Annotated in this window: 19 protein-coding genes; 12 read left to right on the top strand and 7 right to left on the bottom strand. The window is 43.4% G+C overall.

Going from position 1 to position 23,870, the window contains the following annotated elements; genetic code table 11:
• On the top strand, positions 1-904 hold a 904-nt coding region (locus L870_RS0105960; RefSeq protein ID WP_028517369.1), incomplete at its 5' end, for an AMP-binding protein.
• Between the two features lie 255 nt (positions 905-1,159).
• Here L870_RS0105960 and L870_RS0105955 read toward each other — a convergent pair.
• Positions 1,160-1,945: an alpha/beta fold hydrolase gene (locus L870_RS0105955; protein ID WP_028517368.1), complete on the bottom strand. Its 786-nt coding sequence runs from the start codon at positions 1,943-1,945 to the stop codon at positions 1,160-1,162.
• Between the two features lie 915 nt (positions 1,946-2,860).
• Here L870_RS0105955 and L870_RS0105950 point away from each other — a divergent pair.
• Entirely contained in the window at positions 2,861-5,656 is a 2,796-nt protein-coding gene (locus tag L870_RS0105950) for a CotH kinase family protein (RefSeq protein WP_028517367.1), read from the top strand.
• Positions 5,657-5,827: 171 nt separating this feature from the next.
• On the opposite strand, the gene L870_RS0105945 is transcribed toward L870_RS0105950, so the two are convergent.
• Genes L870_RS0105945 through L870_RS16775 form a run of 3 tightly spaced genes read right to left on the bottom strand, consistent with a single transcriptional unit; the run spans position 5,828 to position 8,927 of the window.
• Positions 5,828-7,579: a 1-deoxy-D-xylulose-5-phosphate synthase gene (locus L870_RS0105945; protein ID WP_028517366.1), complete on the bottom strand. Its 1,752-nt coding sequence runs from the start codon at positions 7,577-7,579 to the stop codon at positions 5,828-5,830.
• A 13-nt stretch (positions 7,580-7,592) separates the two neighbouring features.
• A complete protein-coding gene (locus L870_RS0105940) occupies positions 7,593-8,453 on the bottom strand; it encodes an aldo/keto reductase (RefSeq protein WP_028517365.1) in 861 nt (286 codons plus the stop codon).
• Positions 8,454-8,471: 18 nt separating this feature from the next.
• Positions 8,472-8,927 (bottom strand): flavodoxin, encoded by a 456-nt coding sequence (locus L870_RS16775; RefSeq protein WP_051411430.1) that lies wholly within the window; start codon positions 8,925-8,927, stop codon positions 8,472-8,474.
• A gap of 154 nt (positions 8,928-9,081) precedes the next feature.
• Here L870_RS16775 and L870_RS0105930 point away from each other — a divergent pair, with 154 nt between their 5' ends.
• Positions 9,082-9,921, top strand: a complete 840-nt coding sequence (locus L870_RS0105930; protein ID WP_028517364.1) for a LysR family transcriptional regulator — start codon at positions 9,082-9,084, stop codon at positions 9,919-9,921.
• Between the two features lie 382 nt (positions 9,922-10,303).
• On the opposite strand, the gene L870_RS18420 is transcribed toward L870_RS0105930, so the two are convergent.
• Both L870_RS18420 and L870_RS0105920 read right to left on the bottom strand, forming a co-directional pair.
• On the bottom strand, positions 10,304-12,529 hold the full coding sequence (locus L870_RS18420) for a DUF4434 domain-containing protein (protein WP_051411429.1): 2,226 nt from the start codon (positions 12,527-12,529) through the stop codon (positions 10,304-10,306).
• Positions 12,530-13,207: 678 nt separating this feature from the next.
• Positions 13,208-14,083: a LysR family transcriptional regulator gene (locus L870_RS0105920; protein WP_028517363.1), complete on the bottom strand. Its 876-nt coding sequence runs from the start codon at positions 14,081-14,083 to the stop codon at positions 13,208-13,210.
• 141 nt (positions 14,084-14,224) lie between these two features.
• Between L870_RS0105920 and L870_RS0105915 the strand changes: the two genes are divergently transcribed.
• The 9 genes from L870_RS0105915 (at position 14,225) to L870_RS0105875 (ending at position 22,421) form a co-directional block, all read left to right on the top strand.
• Complete coding sequence (locus L870_RS0105915; RefSeq protein ID WP_028517362.1) at positions 14,225-14,461, top strand: hypothetical protein; 237 nt, start codon at positions 14,225-14,227, stop codon at positions 14,459-14,461.
• Position 14,462: 1 nt separating this feature from the next.
• Entirely contained in the window at positions 14,463-15,461 is a 999-nt protein-coding gene (locus tag L870_RS0105910; protein WP_028517361.1) for an alpha/beta hydrolase, read from the top strand.
• Between the two features lie 20 nt (positions 15,462-15,481).
• Positions 15,482-16,045: a sugar O-acetyltransferase gene (locus tag L870_RS0105905; RefSeq protein ID WP_028517360.1), complete on the top strand. Its 564-nt coding sequence runs from the start codon at positions 15,482-15,484 to the stop codon at positions 16,043-16,045.
• A gap of 199 nt (positions 16,046-16,244) precedes the next feature.
• Entirely contained in the window at positions 16,245-17,594 is a 1,350-nt protein-coding gene (locus tag L870_RS19480; protein ID WP_162148431.1) for an aldo/keto reductase, read from the top strand.
• Between the two features lie 8 nt (positions 17,595-17,602).
• Positions 17,603-18,124, top strand: coding sequence for a flavodoxin family protein (locus L870_RS0105895; protein ID WP_028517358.1), 522 nt, complete (start codon positions 17,603-17,605; stop codon positions 18,122-18,124).
• A gap of 596 nt (positions 18,125-18,720) precedes the next feature.
• The gene (locus tag L870_RS0105890) at positions 18,721-19,254 is read left to right on the top strand and encodes a flavodoxin family protein (protein ID WP_028517357.1); all 534 of its coding nucleotides are present in this window, start codon (positions 18,721-18,723) and stop codon (positions 19,252-19,254) included.
• A 12-nt stretch (positions 19,255-19,266) separates the two neighbouring features.
• The gene (locus tag L870_RS0105885) at positions 19,267-19,893 is read left to right on the top strand and encodes a flavodoxin family protein (RefSeq protein WP_028517356.1); all 627 of its coding nucleotides are present in this window, start codon (positions 19,267-19,269) and stop codon (positions 19,891-19,893) included.
• 91 nt (positions 19,894-19,984) lie between these two features.
• Positions 19,985-20,701 (top strand): Type 1 glutamine amidotransferase-like domain-containing protein, encoded by a 717-nt coding sequence (locus L870_RS0105880; RefSeq protein ID WP_028517355.1) that lies wholly within the window; start codon positions 19,985-19,987, stop codon positions 20,699-20,701.
• A 253-nt stretch (positions 20,702-20,954) separates the two neighbouring features.
• Complete coding sequence (locus L870_RS0105875) at positions 20,955-22,421, top strand: serine hydrolase domain-containing protein (RefSeq protein ID WP_028517354.1); 1,467 nt, start codon at positions 20,955-20,957, stop codon at positions 22,419-22,421.
• A gap of 786 nt (positions 22,422-23,207) precedes the next feature.
• On the opposite strand, the gene L870_RS0105865 is transcribed toward L870_RS0105875, so the two are convergent.
• Positions 23,208-23,783 (bottom strand): hypothetical protein, encoded by a 576-nt coding sequence (locus L870_RS0105865; protein ID WP_028517353.1) that lies wholly within the window; start codon positions 23,781-23,783, stop codon positions 23,208-23,210.
• Positions 23,784-23,870 lie beyond the last annotated feature (87 nt).

The following is a 23,870-nucleotide window of genomic DNA, read 5'->3' as shown; positions in this document are numbered from 1 at the left end:
TCACGGTACAACTATGTCACCGATAACGCGTTTCTCGCCGAGAAAAGGTCTTAACTGCATAAATCAGGAGAAGATCACCTGCTTCCACGGTGTACCTACAATGTTTATTGCTATGCTGGGACATGAGGACTTTGATAAGACAGATTTCTCATACATGAGAACAGGTATCATGGCTGGTTCTCCTTGCCCTATCAAGACAATGGAGGAAGTTGTCGAGAAGATGCACATGAGTGAGATATGCATCACTTACGGACAGACCGAGGCTTCTCCTGCAACTACCATGAGCAAAACTACAGATACTCTCGAACAGCGCGTAAATACAGTCGGCGGACCTATCTTCGGCGTTGAGTGCCGTATCGTAGATCCTGAGACAAATCAGGAAGTTCCTGATGATGTAGACGGTGAGTTCGTGGCAAGAGGCTACAACATCATGAAGGGCTATTACAAGATGCCCGAGGCTACAGCAGCAGCCATCGACTCAGAGGGCTGGCTGCATACAGGCGACCTCGCAAGAAGACGTTCTTCTGATGGATATTTCAAGATAACAGGCCGTATCAAGGACATGATAATCCGCGGCGGTGAGAATATTTATCCCAAGGAGATAGAGGACTTCCTCTATACATATCCGAAGGTAAAGGACGTACAGGTAATCGGCGTACCAGATGAGGATTACGGTGAAGAGATAATGGCGTGCATCGTTCTTCAGGACGGCGAAACTGCTACAGAGAAGGAAATAAAGGACTTCTGCCTTGCAAGAATGGCAAAGCACAAGTGTCCGAAATATATTGACTTTGTAGAAGGTTTCCCGATGAATGCAGCAGGAAAAATACTCAAGTACAAGATGAGAGAGCAGGCAGTTGAAAAACTGAAGCTACATAAGGCAGATAGTATCGTAACAGCATAAAAAATATCCGTATTGTATATACAGCAATTAGGTCTTTTTACCGATGTTAATATTTCACCAGATCTAAACCTGAACTCAAGATAGTCATCGTGTAAATAATATATATTATAACAACAGCTCCCATATCACAAGGGAGCTGCTTCTTTAATATTGTTATATTGCCTTTTGATCGATGGCTTATTTCCTTTTTACTACAAATTAGAATTCAAAATGCGACTTAAACCGCTTTCTATTTTTTACATCTTTCTAATGATATCATTCTGCTGTGACAGTAAAATCCCTATCAAGTACCTGCAACATAAGCTCATTAAAACGTTCTTTCTGTACAATATTACATACATGACCACATGAAGCCATCTGTATCATCCTACCGCAGGTGCTCTTAGCTTCACGTACTGTTCGACGCAGAAAACATGTGTCAAGCTTACCGGAAATATATATGTTTTCCGGATGATGTTCCTTTTCAAATACCTTGCTGAAACGAAAAGCCTGATTGAAAATATGCATATACAGCCTGAATTCCTTTTTATTCAAAGCGATAGCACATTTACGAAAAATACTTCTGCTCTCCTCATTACGCTTACCAGGCATAATGATCCAGCTGAAAACACGGTAAACTGCCGCAAACGGAAGCTTGTCACCTATTTTTGAAAAAAGATGAGCACATCCGTGAAGCAATGCATTTACTGTAGCTACCGCACCGACCAGAATTCCGAAATCAACATATTCAGGATAAAACGCTTGAATATATTTCACAAAAATCGTACCAAGTGATACTCCCATGAATATAGCACATCGTATTGAATAATGATCGCATACAGCAAGTATTTCTCTGCTTATTGCATCTAAACTTATCTCAAGCTGTGAAAGCTGTAAATTACCTTCATTATGACTTGGAAGATCAATAGTAAGAACATTGTAATGTTTTGAGAGCAGAGGCAGCTGATATTTCCAAATACGTGAATTGCCTCCGAAACCATGCAGCAGAACGATCGTCTCCGTATTGCCGTCCTCGGCAGGATAAAATGTATTATGCAACATTTATATACCCCTCCCACACATTTTATATACACAATGTATTCTTCTTGAATTCATTATAGCATCAATCATTTTGCCTGTCAATAGGCTGTTTCCAATATTCAAAAATTATTTAGTTTTTGATAACAGGTAATATGGTTCTACCAATAAAATACTTTAAGTATAATCATCTTTTAGGAATATTTACAGCTCCCGCGAGGGAGCTGCTTCTTTTGTATCATTATACTGCCTTTAAGCCGTGTACATTTCACCTGTTTTTTCTTCACACGGAAATGCAAAAACGCAGTTAAAACTGCTTTCAGTAGGTAACAGAAAAGCCTGTATTTAGCTTTTTCTGCTAAATACAGGCTCTTAAAAAAAGCGGACAGAGAGGGATTCGAATATTTGTAACGCACTGTTTTTGCCTATTTATAGCCTTTTATAATTTTCGTGTGGAATAAATGAGTGGAATAGAATTATTCTGAATGAAAACCATTTCTGTTCTAGCTGCTCTCTTTCAATTATTGAAATATTGATATTTCCTGCATATTTTGCTTAAATACTATAATAAAAATGAAGACGCCTGTAATTACTGACTCCATTTTTTATTATATCAAAAAGCCCCGAAAAAGTCAATCTGTAAACCTTTTGCAAATCAAATCCCATTGCAATGTATCGCCATTTGCGCTTCACTTCTCATGTGGATATGCCTCAATAAGATTTTTTATGCATACGGATACTAAGACGAAGACTTCTTAGTATAAAGCATAATAAATAATATCTGTTTGCTTTATACGCCTTTGTATATTTGCACATTATGTTTTTAATTCAGCACAAAATGTACTATAAAGTCTCTTGACATACAGTGTAAAATACCATATAATTACGGTGTAATCGTGCACGAAATGTAATACATAATTTTTCAGGAGGTGGAAACCCATGAAGCATAATAAGCTGTTGTCCGGTCTGATAGCTCTCTTTCTGACGGCATCTGCCGTTCCGTATCAGGGAACTGATGTTCATGACGGCACAAAAGATGCTTCTCACAGAGGAGCAGACAAATTCACACTGACAGCTGCGGCGGCAGATAACTGTCAGATATTCCGTGAACAGGATCTGAAGAATTTTCAGAATTATTTGCTCGGAAAAAATACTGATGAAAACCTTGACGGAAAACAGTATGATCTTAATAATGATGGTGTATGGGATGTTTTTGACCTGTGTCAGATGAGAAAAAAGGTCGTATCCAATCAGCAGAGCGGTACATCGGAACTATATATCAACGAAGTATGCTCTACAAACAAAAAATCATTAAAGGCAGCTGATGGAACATCACCCGACTGGATCGAATTGTATAATGCGGGTGACAATGTCTGTGATCTCAGCGGAATCGGAGTTTCAGACGGTGACAAAAACCGTTACAAGTTCACATTTCCACAGGGAACGACGCTTGGCGTCGGTAAATATATCATCATTTTCTGTGATGATACCGACTCAGCAACAGGTGAGCTTCATGCTACTTTTAAAATTAGCGCAACAGGAGAAACCATATACCTGACTTCACCTGACGGTACGGAGCTTGACAAGCTTGAGCTCCCTGAGCTTGATACTGATGTTACCTTCGGAAGAACCCCCGACGGCTCTGACAGTCTGGCATTACTGAAGCCCACACCCGGAGCTTCTAACAGCTCAGCTGAAGTGGTATACCGTGTTGAAAAGCCTGTATTCTCATCAGAAGGAGGCTTCTATGATTCTGCATTCGATCTTGCTATTTCAGGCAGCAGCGGCTCCACTGTGCTTTATACACTTGACGGTTCGGATCCGCGCACCTCGGGTTCAGCAAAACAGTATCAGGGAAGTATCAGCATACGCAATAACACCAATGATACCAATCAGCTCGCTTCTATCCGTGATATTTCTCTCAGAGGCTATGAGCCTCCGAATTTCGCAGTGGATAAGGGCATGGTAGTTAGAGCGGTATGCAGGGACAGCAACGGACTTTACAGCGACGTAGCAACAAACAGTTACTTTGTCGGAAAAAACGCCTCATATTACAAGGATATGAAAGTGCTTTCAATCTCCACTGACAGCAGTAATTTCTTTGATAAGGAAAAAGGTATATATATGATCGGTGATCAGTATTACCGCTGGAAGAACAGTGGCAGCTTTGATCCCAATCTTGATGTGGGAAGCAACGAAAATCCGACGAATTACAACTCGGAGGGCAAGGAATGGGAGCGCCCCTGCAATATACAAGTATTTGAACAGGGTAAGCTCAAGTTTACAGAAGATGTTGGAGTCCGCATAGCTGGAAACTGGTCTGCCGCATTCCCTCAAAAGAGCATGACGTTCTATGCACGCCGTGACTACGGTGCAAATAAAATGCAGTATGATTTCTTCGAGGGCGGTGCCACAGATATTGACGGCGCAAAGATCAAGGAATATAAAAAGGTAACTATCCGAAATGGCGGAAATGCTTATGATAACTGCCGTTTCCGTGATGACCTGAACCAGTCCCTCGCAGAAGGACTATCACTCGGTAAACAGGCAAAGCAGGATTATATTGTCTTCCTAGATGGAGAATTCTGGGGTACCTATTCAATGCAGGAAAAGCTTGACGAGAACTATCTTGAATCACATTATCATGTGGATTCCGACCGTATAACTACTGTAAAGAATGGTTACGAGTATTCGGGACTTGATTCGGCATATCAGGATTTCAAGCAGTTCTGGAACTGGGCTATGTCCGCAAATATGTCAGATCCTTCAAATTATAAAAGGGTATGCGATACTCTGGATATTAACGGCTTGATCGACTTTATCGCTTTTGAAAACTATATCGCAAACTGGGACTGCATTATTAATAGCAATAACTGGATGATATGGCGTTCAGACGAGAACGATAGCTCAAATCCATATATGGATGGTAAATGGCGTTTCCTGCTATTTGATACGGAGTATTCTTCAGGCTATGACGGACAGTGCTCATTCCGCCGTGACTGCTTCAAGGATATGGACAAATCAGGAAAAATCACCAGTATTTCCTCACTATTCAACAAGCTGATGAACAATAACGAATTCAAGCAGCAGTTTTATAGCCGATACAAGGAGATAATGAATGATAACTTCGATAATTCTAAGGTATCAGCAAAGATAGACTCATATGCTGCCGCAACAAAAGATGCTGTTAATGATACTTTCCGCAGATTTGGCATAAGTTCAAACTATGACAGTTGCATTAAAATGATCCGCAATTTCTACAAGAACAGAGCGAAATATGCAGAACACCATCTCAATCTCCTCTATGGAATAAATGATAACTGGCAGGACGATCCGAATATGATAGATCAGTTCGGCTGGAGCGTCTGGATGAATGATGGTGTCGGCTCTATCGAGTACAATGATGACGGAAGCATAACTGTCAATGTATCAAAGACAGGGCAGTATGCGCAGGTAAGCAGCAGCACAGTTTCACTTCAGGCAGGAAAGACTTACCGCATGACTTACAAGATCAGTACTTCACAGAACATAAACACTTATACGATGTTCCAGCAGGGCTACGGAGAGTATAAGAGCTATTCCTACCATGAGCATACGTTCACTCCTAACGTTCAGACTATCACTGACACAGTAACTATGACTCAGTCAGATGACAATGTCAAGTTCCTTATCGGACTGGATAAGGGAACCGGAATATATCGTATTTCTGATTTCTCACTTATTTGCATCAATTGATATGAAAAAACGGCACTTCTCTTTCTGAAGTGCCGTTTTTGATGCTATCATTATATTCACTTTTCAATGCTGACCGTCACACATGTCTTGAAACAAACTTTCAGAAAAGTCGCAGACCTTCATATTGGTAGTCCTTTAATAAGCGAACTTCTTTTCATGTGAAATAGATTATTATTTCAACGCACAGATTATCTCAGCGGTCAGCTTATCCACGGAAATACCATGAGCATCAAGCAGTTCCTCAGCCTTGAATTCCGTGTGGAACGCCTTGGAAATGCCACGGCAGCGTACCCGCATATCAGAATCGCCGTAGAATGCTGCAATATTCTGTCCGTAGCCGCCCATAACTTCACCGTCCTCAATGGTAATGACAAGGCTGTGGTCTTTTTTCAGTGAATCAAGAAGATCCTCGTCTACACCGCTGACAAATCTCGGATTTATGACCGTGATCTCTGTACCGGTCTGAGCCTTGACCTTGTCAGCCGCTTCCAGTGCCATGGGAACAAGTCCGCCCACTGCAAAGAGTGCGACCTTGCTGCCCTTGCGTTCGATCTTGTTTTTCAGAACTGAGTAATCAGTATCGTCAGCGACACCTGTCGATTTCAGATTGTCCACCACTCTGATCGCAACAGGGTGCTGCTTCTGCGTGGTTGCATAGCGGAACATCTGTACGAATTCCTCATTGCTTGCAGGTGCAAGATAAATGAGATTCGGGATATGAGCAAACATCTGAATATCGCAGAGCGCAATATGCGTATTGGAGTTCATACCGTAGGCACCGGGGCTAAGTATCAGGAAAGTTGCAGGACTGTCATTCAGGCACACATCATGTGACATCTGGTCGTATGTACGCTGATAGAAAGGAGCGAAAGTGCCGAATACCGCCGTGCCGCCGTTTCTTGCTATTCCGCCTGCCATAGCGACTGCATTTTCCTCTGCAATGCCGACATCAATGAACTGTCCGCGTTCAACATATTCCTCACGGACACCCTGAACAAAGCCCAGTCCCATAGGAGTTGCGGCGTTCAGAACAATGGCATTCCCGTTCGTGTCCAGCATTTCTTTCAGGCAGTTGAACATGACACTTTCGCCGCCCTCATAAGGATACAGCGGAGAGCCGTCCTCAACATGGAAGGGACCGCCTGCGTGCCAGCTTTCACGGCCTTTTTCTGCATAGGGCAGACCTTTTCCCTTGATCGTGTGGATATGCAGCACAACAGGGTGGTCGATGTCCTTCACACTCTCAAACAGTTCAACAAGCTTTGTGGTATCGTGACCGTCATCGAGATAGCGGTAGTCCAGTCCCATTGCACGGAACAGATTGTCCTCGGCAGTGCCGTTTGATTCACGGAGCTTTTTCAGCGTTTTGTAGAGTCCGCCGTGATTTTCAGCGATACTTTGGTCGTTGTCATTCACGATGATAATGAGGTTCCTGTCGTACTCTCCTGCGTAGTCGAGAGCCTCAAGCGCCTCGCCGCCCGAAAGGGAACCGTCGCCGATGAGTGCGATGATATTCTCACTGCGCTGATTCAGGTCGCGTCCCTTTGCAAGTCCGAGCGCCAGAGAAACAGAGGTCGAAGTATGACCGACAATGAACATATCGTGTTCACTTTCATTCGGATTAGTATAGCCTGTCACATCGCCGAAATGCGTCTCATCCAGAAATGCCTCTTTTCTTCCGGTCAGAATCTTGTGCGGATAGCACTGGTGGGATACGTCAAGGACTATCTTGTCATTCGGTGAGTCAAAAACATAGTGAAATGCCACTGTCAGCTCCACAACCCCCAGGTTAGGTCCCTGATGTCCGCCGGCTTTGCTTATCTTGTTGATGAGTGCGGCTCTTGTCTCGTCCGCAAGCGTTTGAAGCTGTGATACCTCCAGCTTTTTGATGTCGGCAGGGCCGTTGATTTTTTCTAAATACATAGTTTTATCCTCCTCAGATCTTAAAACCGTTTATCATCTTTACGAATGCAGGATCGCTGTGGTCAACGATCTCGCTGTGCCCAAGATCAAGTGCTGTGATCTTTTGTATATCCTCATCCGAAAGCGTGAAGTCCCAGATGTTGAAATTCTGCTCCATACGCTCCACATGAACAGATTTCGGCAGGATCGAAACACCTCTCTGTGCATTCCATTTCAGCGCGATCTGTGCAGCGGTCTTACCGTATTTTGCTCCGATCTCCGTCAGTACAGGGTGGGTAAAGATACCGTGTCTGCCCTCTGCGAGAGGTCCCCATGCCTGTGGTGCGATACCGTATTCCTTCATGAGCGTGATCGCACTGTCCTGTGTAAAGAACGGGTGCAGTTCAACCTGATTGACAGCAGGCATGATTTCTACATTCTCACAGAGATTTGCAAGGATCGCAGGATAGAAATTTGAAACGCCGATTGCTTTGACGATTCCCTCCTTGTAAGCCTTTGTGATACCTCTGTATGCTGCGAAATAGTCGCCCATAGGCTGGTGCAGGAGAATAAGGTCAACATAGTCAAGCCCCAGCTTTGCAAAAGATGTTTTCACGGACTCATAGGCTGTGTCCTCAGTTTTCATGTTGGATACCCACACTTTAGTAGTGATAAAAAGCTCCTCACGCTTTGCGATACCGTCAGCAATTGCACGGTTCACTGCCTTGCCGACAGCTTCCTCGTTCATGTAAGCCTGTGCAGTGTCGATAAGGCGATATCCTGTCTTGATTGCATCATATACAGCCTGTTCGCAGACAGCCGCATCGGGCACCTGAAATACGCCGAAGCCCTCAATCGGCATTTTTGCTCCTGTGTTCAGTATTACGAATTCCATAATAAGTTCCTCCTTGTCTTATAGGTTCAGCCATTCTCTGACATCAGCTTCTGTCAGGTGATTTCCGTCAATGCTTTTGTGGACATTTCCCTTGCACAGCTTCTTGATATCGTCCGTGCCGACAGAACCGCTTCCGCCGTGGGTATTGAAAATATACACATTTTTACCGGTCAGGTCGTATTGCTCAAGAAAACTCAGCACGATCATCGGGCAGGTATACCACCATGCCGGATAACCGATCACAATGTCGGTATACTGTGATATATCCGCAATACCTCCTGCATAGGGAGGCCGTGTGTCCTTGTCACGCTCTTTTTTCGCCTGTGTCACACAGATGGGGTATATTTTTGAGTACGCCTTTTCCGGTTTCAGCTCAAACTGATCGCCGCCTGTTGTTTCTGTGATCATTTTGGCAGCCTTTCTTGTGTGTCCGCCCCATGAAAAGAATACAGTCAGAAATTTTCTCTCCGGCATATGATCCCTCTTTTCCGGTATTGATTTTGATACTGGTTTGTGTTATAATCAGAACAGATATCCTGTTACAAGCATATTATAGCATACTATTTTGGATTTGTACAATGCTAATATCTGATACTGCTATAAATCAAAATCATACTGAGGTGATGATATGTTTGAGTTATATCTTCTGCGGCAGCTTGCCGCATTCAAAGAATACGGCACACTTTCCGAAGCTGCCGAACAGCTGTATCTTTCGCAGCCAGCGCTGAGTCGGAATATGAGAAAACTGGAGGAAGAGATTGGTGTACCGCTGTTTGTACGCAGCCGCAATAAGCTGGAGCTCAACGAAAACGGCATACTGACTGCTGAGCTTGCCGGGAAAGCCTTGTCAGAAATTGACGGCATTGCAAAGCAGGTACGTGACTTTGACCGCAGCCGCAGGACGATTTCGCTTGGCGTCTGTGCGCCCGCACCCATATGGAAACTGACTCCGCTTCTGTCGCAATTATACCCGACCATGACGATACAAACGGAGATCACGGAGGAAACGGAACTGCTGGAAGGTCTCCACAACGGACAGTATCAGCTGATCGTGCTGCATTTTCATCCCGAGGATAAACACTATATCAGCACTGCCTGTGGAACGGAAAAGCTGTTCTTCTCGCTGCCGCCGACACACAGGCTTGCAAATGAAGCCGCGCTGTCCTTCTCCGACCTTGACGGCGAGAGCTTCCTGCTGATGTCGGAGATCGGATTCTGGCACGATATGGCCGTCAGAAAGATGCCACATTCCAGATTTCTGATTCAAAATGACCGTTTTACTTTCGACGAGATCGTCAATGCCTCTGTCCTCCCGTCATTCAGCACAGATACTGCAAATGAGTTTTTCGGAAACAGTTCAGACCGCATTCAAGTCCCCATTACAGACGAAGAGGCAGAGGTGAGATATTTCCTTGTCTGTCTGAAGGAGAATGATAAACAGTTCGGACAGCTGTATGAAGTATTATAATAGCTAAGTTTTTACTTTTGTATGGTTTCAGAAAGAAATGGGCCTGCGTGCCAACACCTTTTACCGCCGCATCAAGGAGTATGAAGACAAGCATATATAAATAAGAATGGAGCCGTTAACGGCTCCTTCTTTTTCATTAGACTGTCCATATAATTTGAAATATTGCAAAAGCGAAAAAAGCACTTATATGACACAGTTTTACACTGTGTCAATAGACCTTAGTCTACTGCAACCATACTCATGCCAGATCCATAATGGAGCTTGCATTTTTCATAACATTATATCGCCTTTTTTCGTGTAAATTCTTGTAAAAAACGCCTGTTTTTTCTTCACACGAACTGCTTTGACCGTTATTTCATTGATATTAGCAATCGTCTTAAATTTAAAAAGTAAGCGGTTCCTGAATAATAGAGACATTGTCGCAGTTGTAATGATACTTCTTGTCGGCTGGAACAAGACCTTCACCGTAATCCACTTGATTAGACTTTACAGTGAAATCACTGAACCAGCCGTCTACTACATACATTCTGCGATTTGAATTCTCAGCTCTATATGGCTGATCCATATAGAGGGTATTTTTCTCAAAAATCTGGTGATAGCCCCAGCCCTGCACCTGCTCGTGTATCTCAAATGCAGCTACTATTTTTGGGTTGCCGTTTCTGTAACCAGTATTGTCATGGACATAACAATCGTTGCCCTTGATGTCTATGAAACTTCCTGCATAGTTCTCACCTGTCATGCCATCACCATAGAATGTACAGCCGCTTATCTCAGTATCGGTGGTATACTCCTTGATGTCGATATGCTCTGCGGCAACATTTATAAAGGTGCAGTCCATCACTTTATTATGGTCGCATTTGAAGTCAAACTCCGTTTTATCCTTAGAGCTGCCTATATAAACACCTTCACCGTATCCGGGGGACACAAGGCCGGTATCGTGGATATAGCATTTATTGATCATACAGTAAGAGCTTCCGTCACGAATAGCTATTGCCTCTGCACCAACGGTGTGTATTTCACAGTCAGATATCATAGAATGGTTTGAATTATCCATAACTATTCCCTTCTGCGCATTAGTGAAAACAATACCTTCAACGTTCCAGTAGTCGCCTGTAATATGCATAACATATCCGTTTTCTGCAGCCTTGCATTTGAATACAGGAGGTTCATCACTGTCAAATGCTTTTATGGTGATATGATTTTCTTCTGTACCATCAGCTGTGGCTTTCAAGGTCTTTCCCGACAAATCGTATTCCCCCGATGTGACTTTGATCAGATCGCCTGCTTTTGCATTTTCCACGGCAGTATAAAGCTCCTCGGTATTATGTACTACTATGCCCTGTTCTTCTTTTGGATCATCGTTTATGATTTCAATTTTATTTTTTTCAACAAGTCTTTTTCTCATTAAACAAAGATCAAAGGAATCAAGGCGTTCGTCTTTGTAAAAATCAGCCGCTTTCCAGTTTGTCAGCTCTGCATCATGAGCTCCCATAATCCACTTCTGAAACAGCAGAAGATCAGCAACGTTGAACTCCCCGTCGTCATTAACATCACCTCTTATGATACCAGACATAAAGTCTGCAAAATAATCGTCCTTTTCAATACCTTCACTTGCGAAAAAGTCAATATAATCGATGATACTTGCTTCTCCAAGCTTATAGGTCGCGTTGTAATTCTTATGCAGAATTTCCATATCTGTTAAGCTGCCAAAAATACCAATAGAATTTTCAACCCAGAAATGCATTTTATCCCCTACTGCTATTTTCTGTGCTTCTATCCATTTGCTTTTCACAGTAACATCTGCTGCAAGTCCGCTCATATCCTTAGCAGTGTAAATATCTATAGGGCGAATCTCCGAAGCAGCTAAAAGCTCAGTTAGAAATGTGCCAAACTGCTCTGAAGTAGAATTATCGTAATAGTAAAATGGATTCAGCATTATGGGTTTATCAGGACAGTTTTCCTCTATCGCAGATATATTTGCATTTATATTATTGCTGATAATCCGAGCAATCTCTCCGTCATCAGTACCGTTACAGGCGTTTTCAAAGTTATTAAAATTGTTTGAATAGTACCAGCCTGCTATCTGATCTCCGTATTCCTCTCCGTAGCGAGACCAGATCTCTGATATGATAGAACTGCTAAGCTCAGAGTTTTTATCGCTCCAGCTCTCGTAACTGTTGACATTTTCGTCTGTAGGTGAAATCCATGTATTATCGCTTACAGTTCCAAACCATAGCTTCATATCAGTATTCTTTGCAGCCTCAAGAGCAGGTTTGATACTATCTCCGCTACATCGAACATCATAGGCAACAGGAGTTTCCAGAGGGAACCAGCTGTGACAAACAAGATCAGGTGGATTACCCCAGAATGTGTTGACAAACTGTTGATGTATATATAGAACAGATGGGATTATCATCGTATCAAAGCCTAACTTCTTAGCTTTATTGAAAGTCTGTTCCCAGCGCTCTGTATCAAGGAAATCGCTGTAATAGGGCTGTACAAATGTCGAAGTAAAATGAGGAACAGGTTCAAAGGCTGATGTGAATTGTGGTATATTAGCAGCTGCACATACACACACAGATAATATCAAACTTATACTCTTTTTCATAACGAAACTCCTCCTTTTTCAGGTATCGATGTTCTGCCAACTTTATGCATAAATTATATCACATCCATTTCATAAAAACAAGATACAATAAGTAATCTAATGTTTAGTCATCTCATAAAAGTTGAATCAGTACTTCTGAATTCATGGAAGAGTATAGCAACGTCAAAAATGAACGAAGTAATTATATAAAAATATTATATAAAAAATACGTCCGCTTCGGATGTCCGTCAAATCCTCTTCCTGAGAACTGGCTTAAGGTGATTGCGAAAGTCCGCTGCGGAAACAAAAAGCCCGTAGAAGCGGTTAGGGAATTAGGTGTATCTCGCTCTTACTTCTACAAGCTTTATAGCGACAATTGATAGATGTAGCCTCCTTCGGGAGGCTACTATTCTATTCCAAGATCATTTGTTAATGAAAGAGTCTTTAATACTACTTCTGAGCATTTCATGCTCATTCTGGCAAGCTGTTATTTTAGGCGTATAATCAATCACAGTATTCAATTCTTTTTTTAAGCTATCCTTATGAGTCAAAAGACCAACTCTTTTTTCGTTTAGTTTACGGACAGAAGCCTCTCTAAGTTTTCTACCAGCGCTGTCTGTTTTTTTAGCATATGGAAAGGGTTATGTCCTCCGTGACCGTGTACGGAAGGCATAGCCCTTATTTTCTGTGCCTATTCAATTAAGTGTAATCCTGCTTTAATCTTTTCAGAAACAGTTCTGCTATCGGCGAGAACACCTGATACTTTTTCCAGATGATATACATATTAGTTTCAAGTGTCGGCTTGATTGGTCGGAAGCAAAGTCCGCTTTCTTCGCTTGTGTCTACAAGGTGCTCAAAGGTCAGCATACACCCTAGCCCCTCCTTCACAAACACTGAGCCGTTGTAGGCAAGATTGACTGTTCCCACAAAGTTCAGTTTATCCATGTTTTCGCCACACCAGCGAGGAAAGTCAACACGTATAGACTGATCGGAACAGAAAAGCGGCAAACCATATAAATCGTCGAGGGTAACATATTCCTTATCGGCAAGCGGACTGTCACGTAGCATGACAAGTCCCCATTTGTCGCTTTCAGGGATAGAGAGATAATTGTACTTTGACAAGTTCGGCGGCTCAACGATCACGGCAAGATCAAGGATACCTCTGTCAAGACGTTCGGCAACAGGTTCTGTGTCTCCGCTGAAAACGTGGAAGATGAAATTCGGGTACTGCTCCTTGAATACCTTAATGCTCCGTGCCAGATACTTGATAAGATAGCTTTCAGCACAGCCTATGCGTATCTCTCCGCCGACGATGTTGTCAAGCTGGCTGAACTCCTCGGCGGTCTTGTCTACCATTGCGAGAATGTCCTCGGCACGCTTTCGCAGGAGCATTCCTTCGTCATTGAGGAGCATATTCTTATTGGTGCGGATAAACAGTTCATGCCCTAATTCTTCTTCGAGCTTTTTGATCTCCTTAGAGAGCGACGGCTGCGAGATATGAAGCCGTTCAGCTGCCCTTGTCATGTTTTCCTCTCTTGCAATTGCAAGAAAGTAACGTAAGACACGTATTTCCATAGCACACCTCCAATATTTATATTATCATTATAACCTGTTTTGTTATTCCTGTCAAGAATAACAAGCTATTCAAAATAGGTATTTTACATATCATAAGATCTGTGTTATACTAAAGATACCAAATAACACAGAGGTGAGAATATGGCAAATGCAGCCGACAAAACAGCGGTCATGACCGAAAATCTCAGGGATATGGGCTTGGACGATGAAAGCGTAGCGAAATGCCTGCAAATGGTCGAAAGCGGACAATATCAGGCACTTGACTGTTTTCTGAAAAGCTATCGTCAAACGCTCCTTGACAGCGTTCACAAGTATAACGATCGTATCGACTGCCTTGACTATTTCGCCTACACATTAAGAAAAAACGGAGGTATCTGAAATGAAAGACGAAATGCTTACTTTAACACAGGAATGGGACAAGACCTTCCCGAAGTCCGACAAGGTCGATCATAAGAAGGTGACATTCCACAACCGCTACGGTATCACACTCGCTGCCGATATGTACGCTCCTAAGAACGCAGGCGGAAAACTCTCTGCGATCGCCGTGTGCGGACCGTTCGGTGCAGTCAAGGAACAGTGCAGCGGTCTTTACGCACAGACACTTGCAGAGCGTGGATTTCTGACCATTGCATTCGATCCGTCCTTTACGGGTGAAAGCGGAGGACAGCCGAGATACATGGCTTCTCCTGATATAAATACAGAGGACTTTCAGGCAGCAGTTGATTTCCTTTCAGTACAGGATAATGTTGATCCTGATAAGATAGGAATCTGCGGAATCTGTGGCTGGGGCGGCATGGCGATAAATACGGCAGCGCTCGATACCCGTATCAAGGCGACTGTTGCATCTACCATGTACGATATGACGAGAGTGAATGCAAAGGGCTACTTTGATGCCGATGATAGCGAGGAAAAGCGCTATGCGATGAAGCAGGCACTGAATGCCCAGCGTATCAGGGATTATGTAAGCGGCGAGTATGAGCTCGGTGGCGGTGTTATTGATCCTTTGCCGGAAGACGCTCCCTACTTTGTCAAGGACTACCACGCATACTACAAGACCGAAAGAGGCTATCACCCACGCTCGCTCAATTCAAACGGCGGCTGGAACAAGATCGGCTGTATGTCGTTTATCAATATGCCTATCCTGCACTACAGCAACGAGATACGCTCTGCTGTCATGGTGCTTCACGGTGACAAGGCACATTCTTTCTACTTCGGAAAAGATGCGTATGAGAATATGATAAACGGAAACAAGTACACCGACAACAAACAGCTTCTTGTGATCGAAGGTGCTTCCCACACCGATCTCTATGACGGCGGCGAGAATAACGCTATCCCGTTTGACAAGCTGGAAGCATTCTATAACGAATATCTTAAATGATCCCGATTGGAGGAAAAGCAATGACAACAGCAGGATTTCTTGAATATATGAACAGCGGAAAACAGGTCACGGCGGAGAGCAATGTGCATCAGATCATGCATGAGCTGAGTCAGGAGGCTATCCGCATTACTATGGAGATCAACAGCCGCTATCATACCCCCGATGAGATCAATGCGCTGATGTCGGAGCTTATCGGTGAACCTGTTGAGGTCGGGCTGTTTCCTCCGTTCTATACAGACTGCGGAAAGAACATTCATCTCGGAAAAGGCGTGTTCATCAATGCAGGCTGTAAATTTCAGGATCAGGGCGGTATTCACATAGGTGACGGTGCGCTGATCGGTCACAATACGGTGCTTGCAACACTGAATCACGGACTTCTCCCCGAAGAACGCCATGATCTGATACCCAAGCCCATTCACATCGGCAGGAATGTGTGGATAGGCTCTAACTCAACTATCCTTTCGGGTGTGACAATCGGTGATAATGCAGTCATCGGTGCAGGCTCGGTCGTTACAAAGGATATTCCCGAAAATATGATAGCGGTCGGCACTCCTGCAAAGGTGGTGAGGAGCATTTATGATTAAAGCAAGATTTTTAGCAGTTATTTCTTCTTTTCTGATGTTGACCGGGTGCGGCAGTTACTCAGAGGATAGTTCGGCTGTGACGGTGCAAAGTGAAAACTCGTCTGTTATGATGCAAAGCGATAGCAGCGTTTTATCTGTAACCTCCGACCGACAAGAGGTCACAACCGCCGAACAACATGAAGAAAAGGAAGCTAATGGTATGAAGATAGCTGTAGGAGATAAGCAATTCCCTGTAAATTTGGAAAGCAGCGATACCGTCACAGCTTTAACGGAAATGCTGCCCCTGACACTTGATATGTCTGAATTGAACGGCAATGAAAAGTATTATTACCTTGATACCTCTCTGCCTTCCTCGCCTGAAAAAGTCGGGCATATAAGCGAAGGCGATATAATGCTTTACGGCGATAGCTGTCTTGTGGTGTTTTACGAGAGCTTTGATACTTCATACAGCTATACAAAGATCGGGAATATTTCAGATACTTCGGGGCTTGCTGATGCACTCGGTAAAGACGGTGTGACTGTAACGTTTGAAATGAACGGCAGCCAAGATACCGAATACACCGTGCAGGATGTACGGAATCTCAATGATTTTCTTCTTGCGAAACCGACAGAAGAAGATTTGCGGGGAAAGCCTTACGATCTCGACAATGACGGGGTATGGAGCGTTTTTGACCTATGCCTGCTGAAACGAAAGATATTGGAGCAGCGTAATATGACAACAGAATTTGATTATGAAAGCAAGACCGTATTGCTCAACAGCGGCTATGAAATGCCCATTCTTGGACTTGGTACATGGACACAGGACGATGATACTGCGGAAAACTCTGTCTACGAAGCGCTGAAAGACGGTTATCGGCTGATCGACACAGCGCAGTATTACGGTAATGAAACAGGTGTTGGCAATGGCATTCAGAGGGCGATCGATGATGGTATCGTAACCCGTGAGGAGGTCTTTGTCACCACAAAGGTCATGCCTTCCAACTATGACAGAGCGTACAGTTATATTGACGATTCGCTTGAACGGCTCGGACTTGATTATATTGATCTGATGCTGATACATCAATCGGGCAGCAATGATACCGAGGTCTACAAAGCTCTGTGTCAGGGAGTAAGGGACGGAAAGCTGCGGTCTATCGGTATTTCTAACTATTATACCCTCGATGAATATGAGCGTGTCACATCGGGCGGTGAGATCAAGCCGGCGGTAGTTCAGAATGAAAATCATCCGTTTTATCAGAACACCGAGTTCCAAAAGGATATCGCCAAATACGGTACGGTGGTAGAATCATGGTATCCGTTCGGAGGCAGAGGGCATACGCAGGACTTGTTCGGTAATGGAACGATCACGGATATAGCAAAGGCTCACGGAAAGACATCGGCACAAACAATACTCCGATGGCATTTGCAGGCAGGCTATGTCACGATACCGGGTTCACAGAATCCGGATCATATACTTGAGAATTACAGCATCTTTGATTTTGAGCTGACCGATGCAGAAATGCAGAGAATGGCAGAACTGCACACAGGACAGCGGTATGAAAATTGGTGAGGTGTGCTATGAATATACTTGTATTAAATGGAAGCCCCCGTCAAAATGGGAATACTGCAAAAATGGTCACAGCATTTTGTGAAGGGGCTGAATCATCAAATCATACCGTGAAAACAGTAAATGTCTGTAAGCTGAATGTAAAAGGCTGTCTTGCCTGTGAATACTGCCACAGCAGAGGAAAAGGTAAGTGTATACTGAAAGACGATATGCGGGATATATATTCATTGCTTAAAGACACTAATATGCTTGTTCTTGCTTCGCCGATCTACTATCACGGTATTAGTGGGCAACTTAAATGCGTGATCGACAGGTTTTATTCTGCGCTTTATCCTGCTGCACCTAAAAGCTTGACTAAAATAGCAATGTTTTTATCCTCCGGCGACAGAAACCAGTATGATGGAGCAATGTTTTCATACAATGGTGATTTTCTCGGTTATCTGGGATTAAGGAATATGGGAGTGTTTACATCAGCAGGCGGTGTTTCTGATGAGCTGCTTGCAAAGATCAGAAAATTTGGGGAATCGTTATGAGAAGCCGTGCGAGCAGCACTATTTCATTAGCCCATGGGCTATTGAAATAATATAGTCACATTATATATTGACAAGTGTTTAGACTTCTGATATTATAAGAATAACGACATGATTCCAAATACGTCACACGTTGAGTGCGTAGTTCTGCTGTCAAGGCAGAAATCCTGAAATGGCGTATTTACGCGGTTTATCGGCATCGCTCTTTTACGATAACAGCAGTTTCACCCACTCAAAATCAGTATGTGGGAACAGGTAAAATGGCAAAATCACGTACACGGCACATTTGACAACCAATCTGCACACTTTGATTTTTGACAACCAAATCACGCACTCAATTTAGGGTGCGTGAAACTGCTTTTTCCGATTTTTCAGTGTGTGGATTGAATGTCACACTGAAAAACAGCGTAAAATCGCAAAAAACGGGCTAATCAAAAATTGCGATTCGGGTGATTGCAGAATAACGTTGAGTGTGGGGAAAGGTTGTTCACCGCTCAATCAATTATATCACTCATAAGTACTATTCAATCGAATGGTCGAGTTCAAAATGACAAGCTCGACATCACTGCATCATCATAAACCCAAGGAGGTAAATCACAATGAAAATCACAATCATCACAGGCTCAGCTCACAAGAACGGAACCACAGCATATCTGACTGAACAGTTCATAAAGGGTGCTGAAGAAGCAGGTCACAAGATCTTTCGCTTTGACGCAGCATTCAAGGATGTTCATCCCTGCATTGCTTGTGAGAAATGTCACGGCGATGCCAAGGTATGCGTGTTCAAGGACGATATGACCGAGCTGAATCCACATTTGCTCGAATCAGACGCAATCGTGCTCATCTCCCCTATCTATTACTATGATATCAACGCACAGCTGAAAACAGTCATTGACCGCTTTTATGCCAATGATGCTCTGCTGCACGGCGGCAAAAAAGCTGTTCTTATGCTCACTATGGCAGATGATACAATAGAATCAGCGGAAGGCGCACTTGCCAGTTTCAAGGGAATGACGAATTTCCTTGAATGGGATGTCGCAGGTACTGTAGTCGGCGTAAACTGCTGGACGCTTGATATGCTGAAAAAGACTGATTATCCCGAAAAGGCTTATCAGCTTGGAAAATCACTGTAAATGAGGTATACAATGAAAGTACTGATCATAAACGGAAGTCCACACGCAAACGGAAACACCGCTATCGCTATAAAAGAACTTGTTAAAACCTTTGAAGCACAGGGCGTGGAAGCTGAGGTCTTTCGTATCGGCAACAAGGATATCCGCGGCTGTATTGCCTGCGGCAAATGTAGTGAACTCGGTAAGTGCGTGTTCAATGACGCAGTCAACGAGATAGCACCCAAATTTGAAGAAGCAGACGGCCTTGTAGTCGCCTCGCCTGTATACTACGCATCTGCCAACGCTACTCTGATCGCCTGCCTTGACAGACTGTTTTACAGCACCGGTTTCGATAAGACAATGAAGGTCGGTGCAAGCGTTGTTGTTGCAAGACGCGGCGGATGTTCCGCTACCTTCGATGAACTGAACAAGTATTTCACCATCTGCAATATGCCTGTCGCTTCCAGCCAGTACTGGAACTGCGTTCACGGAAGAGAACAGGGACAGGCTGCACTTGATGCAGAAGGATTGCAGACGATGAGAACACTTGCCAAGAATATGAGCTTCCTGATGAAGTCGATTGCTCTCGGCAAGGCACAGTTTGGACTTCCCGAGAAAGAACCGTGGCAGCCTACACACTTTATCCGTGAGGATGTCTGAATAGATACGATAATGTGAGGAATTGTGTTATAATGAATAAAAGATACCATGAAACATTTCAGAGAATTTGATAAAAAAAGGAGAAACTGAAATGGCAAATCAATTATTTTTGGTAAGTTCTCCATTTACTGAACCGGGAAAGCCATTGAATGAGAACAATAAGTTTGTCGAAAGACTGTTAAAGTGTGAACATCATAGCGCACTTATGGTTACTTCAGCACCGTCAGATATTCGGTTTTCAGAAAGTTTTTCCTATGCGATCCAGCATACATTGGCGTTATCAAGGATCACATTTGAGAACTATATCATCTTAGATGACAGAAATAAAATGGATGCACAAGAGCTTGTTGCCGCAAGTGACTTTATTATTCTGGGCGGCGGGCATGTACCGACTCAGAATGCTTTTTTTGCAGAGATTGGTCTAAAGGACTGCATGAAGAACTTTGACGGGACTGTACTGGGAATCAGTGCAGGAAGTATGAACGCGGCAAGCATTGTGTATGCACAGCCGGAAGAGGAAGGAGAGGCTGCTGATCCAAATTACCGCCGATTTCTAAAAGGTCTTGGGCTTACAAATGTGATGCTGCTTCCTCATTATCAGGATACGAAAGATCGTATTTTGGATGGGAAGAAACTTTTTGAAGAAGTCACCTATCCGGATAGTTTCGGCAGACAGTTTATCGCGATATGCGACGGTAGTTATCTTTATGCAGGCGGGACCGCAGAAAGAATCTGCGGTGAAGCATATCTGATTCAGAATGGAACAATTAGTAAAATATGCGATGAAGGGAAAGAGTATCCTCTTTGAAGGCAACAGAAGATGACAACCAAATCAAGCACTCGATTTAGGGCGCGTGGAACTGCTTTTTCCGATTTTTCAGTGTGTGGATTGAATGTCACACTGAAAAACAGCGTAAAATCACTAAAAATAGTCTAATCAAAAATTGCGATTCGGGCGATTGCAAAATAGGGTTGAGTGTGGGGAAAGGTTGTCAAATCAAAACGAATAAAGCAAAATCAATCTTCCGAAAGAAAAGAAACAGGAGCTGACATAAACTATAATGAACATCAAAAAGATCGCCGCAGTATTTTTATCTATTGGGACGCTGCTCACAATCATACCGTCCCTGCCTGCCTCTGCGGCAGATTCTGTTCTGGATGACGCGGAACTGAATAATTACATCACTGAGTATGTGGATGAAACGCATACGCCCGGTTTGTCACTTGTGGCTGTTGACGGTGAGAATACTTTCTACAAAAACTGGGGCTATGACAATATTGCACAGCAGATTCCTGCAACGGAACACACGCATTATGAACTTGCGTCTGTATCAAAAGCATTTACTGCTCTTTCCGTATTAGTACTACAGGAAGAAGGAATACTGTCAATCAATGCTTCCGTATCGGACTATCTTTCGTGGTTTGATGTGAAATGGCAGGGAGAAAGCTATGATCTGAAAATCTGGCAGCTCCTCAATCATACATCGGGTATTCCTGAATCTCAAACATATAAGCAGGTCAAGATTGGAACAGACGAGAGGCTGAAAGAAGACACCGCACGTATAGCTGAAGGCATTGATCTGGGATTTGAACCCGGTACGGAATTTGAATACTGTAACCTGAATTATGATATTCTGGCATACCTTGTCGAAGTTGCCTCCGGAGAGCGTTTTGAGGATTATGTAGCGGAGGAGATATTTGCTCCCATTGGAATGACGGAAACCGGATATGATATTCCGACAGCACAAGGCTATCAGCGCTGCTTCTGGCAGACGATCGAGTATGATGCACCGCGTTTTAAAGGATGTCAGGGTGACGGCTATGTCATTACGACGACAGCAGATATGTCTTTGTGGATCAAGGCGCAGCTTGGACAACTGGAACTCCCCGAAAAGCTTGAAAAGGCAATTGAAAAATCTCACCGTGCAGAGGATGCATCACACTACATCAATGCGGAGGAAGGTGCTGACTGTTATTATCTGAACGGATGGATGCAGGAGAAAGACGGCAGCTATATGGAGCATTCCGGCGGGAACCCGAACTTTTCTACGATGCTTTACATTGATCGTGAACGAAACATCGGGACATTTGCGGCAACGAATATCTCATCAGACAGCCCGGTCAATGCTGCACGAAGCGCATATAAGCTTATGACGGAAGGCAAATTCGAACATATGAGCGCCTCACCTTCGTTGGATTCAATCGCAGCCCCGATCGCCGTTGTGTTCCTGCTGTTGCTTGTGTTGCTCGTAGTCTTACTGCTGACACAGAAAAAGCGGCTTGCGAAAAAGGCCGTGAATATGAAAAAAGAAAAAATCAGGCTGTGTCTCAGGCTGATCATTCTGTCGGCATTACTTGTATTATGTTTCGCCGCTCCGTATCTGATCGGATACAATTATCTGTTCGTTGCAGTGTGGCTTTCCTATTCCGCATTAATTGCACTCACAATAATTGATCTTGATCTGATTCTTATGATCGTAACAAGTATCACTCGCTATTCCCGACAGAAGCACCAAACGAAGGAATAAACAAAAAATCCCCCTCACCAGGCAAGGAGCATCTCAGCTTCCTACCTGATGAGGGGAATCATATTCACTTTTCAATGCTGATCTTCACACCTGATTTGAACTGGAACTCCATATAGTCGGAGTGGAAGCAATAAATTTATTACTTACAAAAACAACAGCTCCCTTACGGGAGCTGTCTTATCTATAACATTATATCGCCTTTTCTTCGTGTGCATATTACATTATATATTTCTCTTGTTCTTATTGTTTTCACGTAATAGCAACCCAATAAAAAAAACAGCCAGAATGATAATCGTAGTATACTCACATACATCTGAGATTGCTCCAAGATCAGCGTTTTCGGGAATATTGCCCTGTGAGAGAAGCCCGTCAAAAGCCCCTTGACTCTGATTGAACATGAAATGAGCCACCACCGCAGGAAATACGCTAGTAACGTTTATACCACCGATTGCCGTGTGAATTTCGTGTGAAAGCGTTTGAAAAACAACTGTTTTTCTTCACATGCGACCGCAAAAATGCATTTAAAATTTTTCGTGTGGAATAATTGCGGGGAATAATATTAATCTGATTGAAATTCATTTCTCCTATAGCTGTTCTCTTTCGATTATTGAAATATTGATAATCATGCTTATCTAGCTTAATTTCAATGATATATGAACGACGCAAGTAGTTAACGGCTCCCTGCCAATAGCGTACCGCTATACTATTTTCAATGATAGTGTCAGTTTTTTCAATAGCCAAAATAGTCAGCTATAATGTTCTCTATTTGCTATGATTATATGTTGCTTATGCAGAAGCTTTGCTTGTTTCAGTTGTTTTACTACCGAACTTGCTCATAGCAAATCTAAATACAGTTCTGATAAGCGGCTGAATAAAGAAAAGCTGAGAGAAGAACGCAAACGGGAAATTGAAGCAGACAAGCTTTATCCAGTTTGCAAGGAGAGTGAAGATATTGAAACCTGCATAGTATGGATAGTAAAGGACAGCCGCGAGGAAACTCATGGACGGACACATGATACCGACTGTTGCACAGATGATAGCTGTCTCAAAGAGTACGGGATGTGTTTCTCTCGGATCAAATACCTTGCAGGCGAGTTTGAATGACATCGGGCTGCCTACTGTGATCTCAAGGGTGTAGGCAAGTATAAACTCAATAATGACAACTGCCCATATCGGCAGATTTCTTCCGAGCATATAAACACCGCCCATAGCGTTGACTGCTCCGAGTACGCTGTCTGCTCCGGTAACGTTCATAAACGTCGAACCGTTTACAACATACAAGCTGTAGAATACATAGGCGTGGACGGTAACGATAACGGTCATCAGCGCAAACATCATTCTCTGTAATTGTGTTCTTGGCATAGTAAAATCCTCCTGAATACGCAGAAACACGCAGTATTATGTACACCGATCCAAAATTTGCATTCCGTGATCAGACTTATGTACAGA

It is taken from the genome of Ruminococcus flavefaciens ATCC 19208 (assembly GCF_000518765.1).
Lineage (GTDB): Bacteria > Bacillota > Clostridia > Oscillospirales > Ruminococcaceae > Ruminococcus > Ruminococcus flavefaciens.
The sequence above is the reverse complement of the archived record's forward strand: the minus strand, read 5'-3'. Positions and strand labels throughout refer to the sequence as shown.

Bases quoted from the DNA above. Each gene is read 5' to 3' on its own strand.
- L870_RS0105955 (WP_028517368.1), bottom strand. From the start codon at position 1,945: ATGTTGCATAATACATTTTATCCTGCCGAGGACGGCAATACGGAGACG.
- L870_RS0105950 (WP_028517367.1), top strand. From the start codon at position 2,861: ATGAAGCATAATAAGCTGTTGTCCGGTCTGATAGCTCTCTTTCTGACG.
- L870_RS0105945 (WP_028517366.1), bottom strand. From the start codon at position 7,579: ATGTATTTAGAAAAAATCAACGGCCCTGCCGACATCAAAAAGCTGGAG.
- L870_RS0105940 (WP_028517365.1), bottom strand. From the start codon at position 8,453: ATGGAATTCGTAATACTGAACACAGGAGCAAAAATGCCGATTGAGGGC.
- L870_RS16775 (WP_051411430.1), bottom strand. From the start codon at position 8,927: ATGCCGGAGAGAAAATTTCTGACTGTATTCTTTTCATGGGGCGGACAC.
- L870_RS0105930 (WP_028517364.1), top strand. From the start codon at position 9,082: ATGTTTGAGTTATATCTTCTGCGGCAGCTTGCCGCATTCAAAGAATAC.
- L870_RS18420 (WP_051411429.1), bottom strand. From the start codon at position 12,529: ATGAAAAAGAGTATAAGTTTGATATTATCTGTGTGTGTATGTGCAGCT.
- L870_RS0105920 (WP_028517363.1), bottom strand. From the start codon at position 14,083: ATGGAAATACGTGTCTTACGTTACTTTCTTGCAATTGCAAGAGAGGAA.
- L870_RS0105915 (WP_028517362.1), top strand. From the start codon at position 14,225: ATGGCAAATGCAGCCGACAAAACAGCGGTCATGACCGAAAATCTCAGG.
- L870_RS0105910 (WP_028517361.1), top strand. From the start codon at position 14,463: ATGAAAGACGAAATGCTTACTTTAACACAGGAATGGGACAAGACCTTC.
- L870_RS0105905 (WP_028517360.1), top strand. From the start codon at position 15,482: ATGACAACAGCAGGATTTCTTGAATATATGAACAGCGGAAAACAGGTC.
- L870_RS19480 (WP_162148431.1), top strand. From the start codon at position 16,245: ATGAAGATAGCTGTAGGAGATAAGCAATTCCCTGTAAATTTGGAAAGC.
- L870_RS0105895 (WP_028517358.1), top strand. From the start codon at position 17,603: ATGAATATACTTGTATTAAATGGAAGCCCCCGTCAAAATGGGAATACT.
- L870_RS0105890 (WP_028517357.1), top strand. From the start codon at position 18,721: ATGAAAATCACAATCATCACAGGCTCAGCTCACAAGAACGGAACCACA.
- L870_RS0105885 (WP_028517356.1), top strand. From the start codon at position 19,267: ATGAAAGTACTGATCATAAACGGAAGTCCACACGCAAACGGAAACACC.
- L870_RS0105880 (WP_028517355.1), top strand. From the start codon at position 19,985: ATGGCAAATCAATTATTTTTGGTAAGTTCTCCATTTACTGAACCGGGA.
- L870_RS0105875 (WP_028517354.1), top strand. From the start codon at position 20,955: ATGAACATCAAAAAGATCGCCGCAGTATTTTTATCTATTGGGACGCTG.
- L870_RS0105865 (WP_028517353.1), bottom strand. From the start codon at position 23,783: ATGCCAAGAACACAATTACAGAGAATGATGTTTGCGCTGATGACCGTT.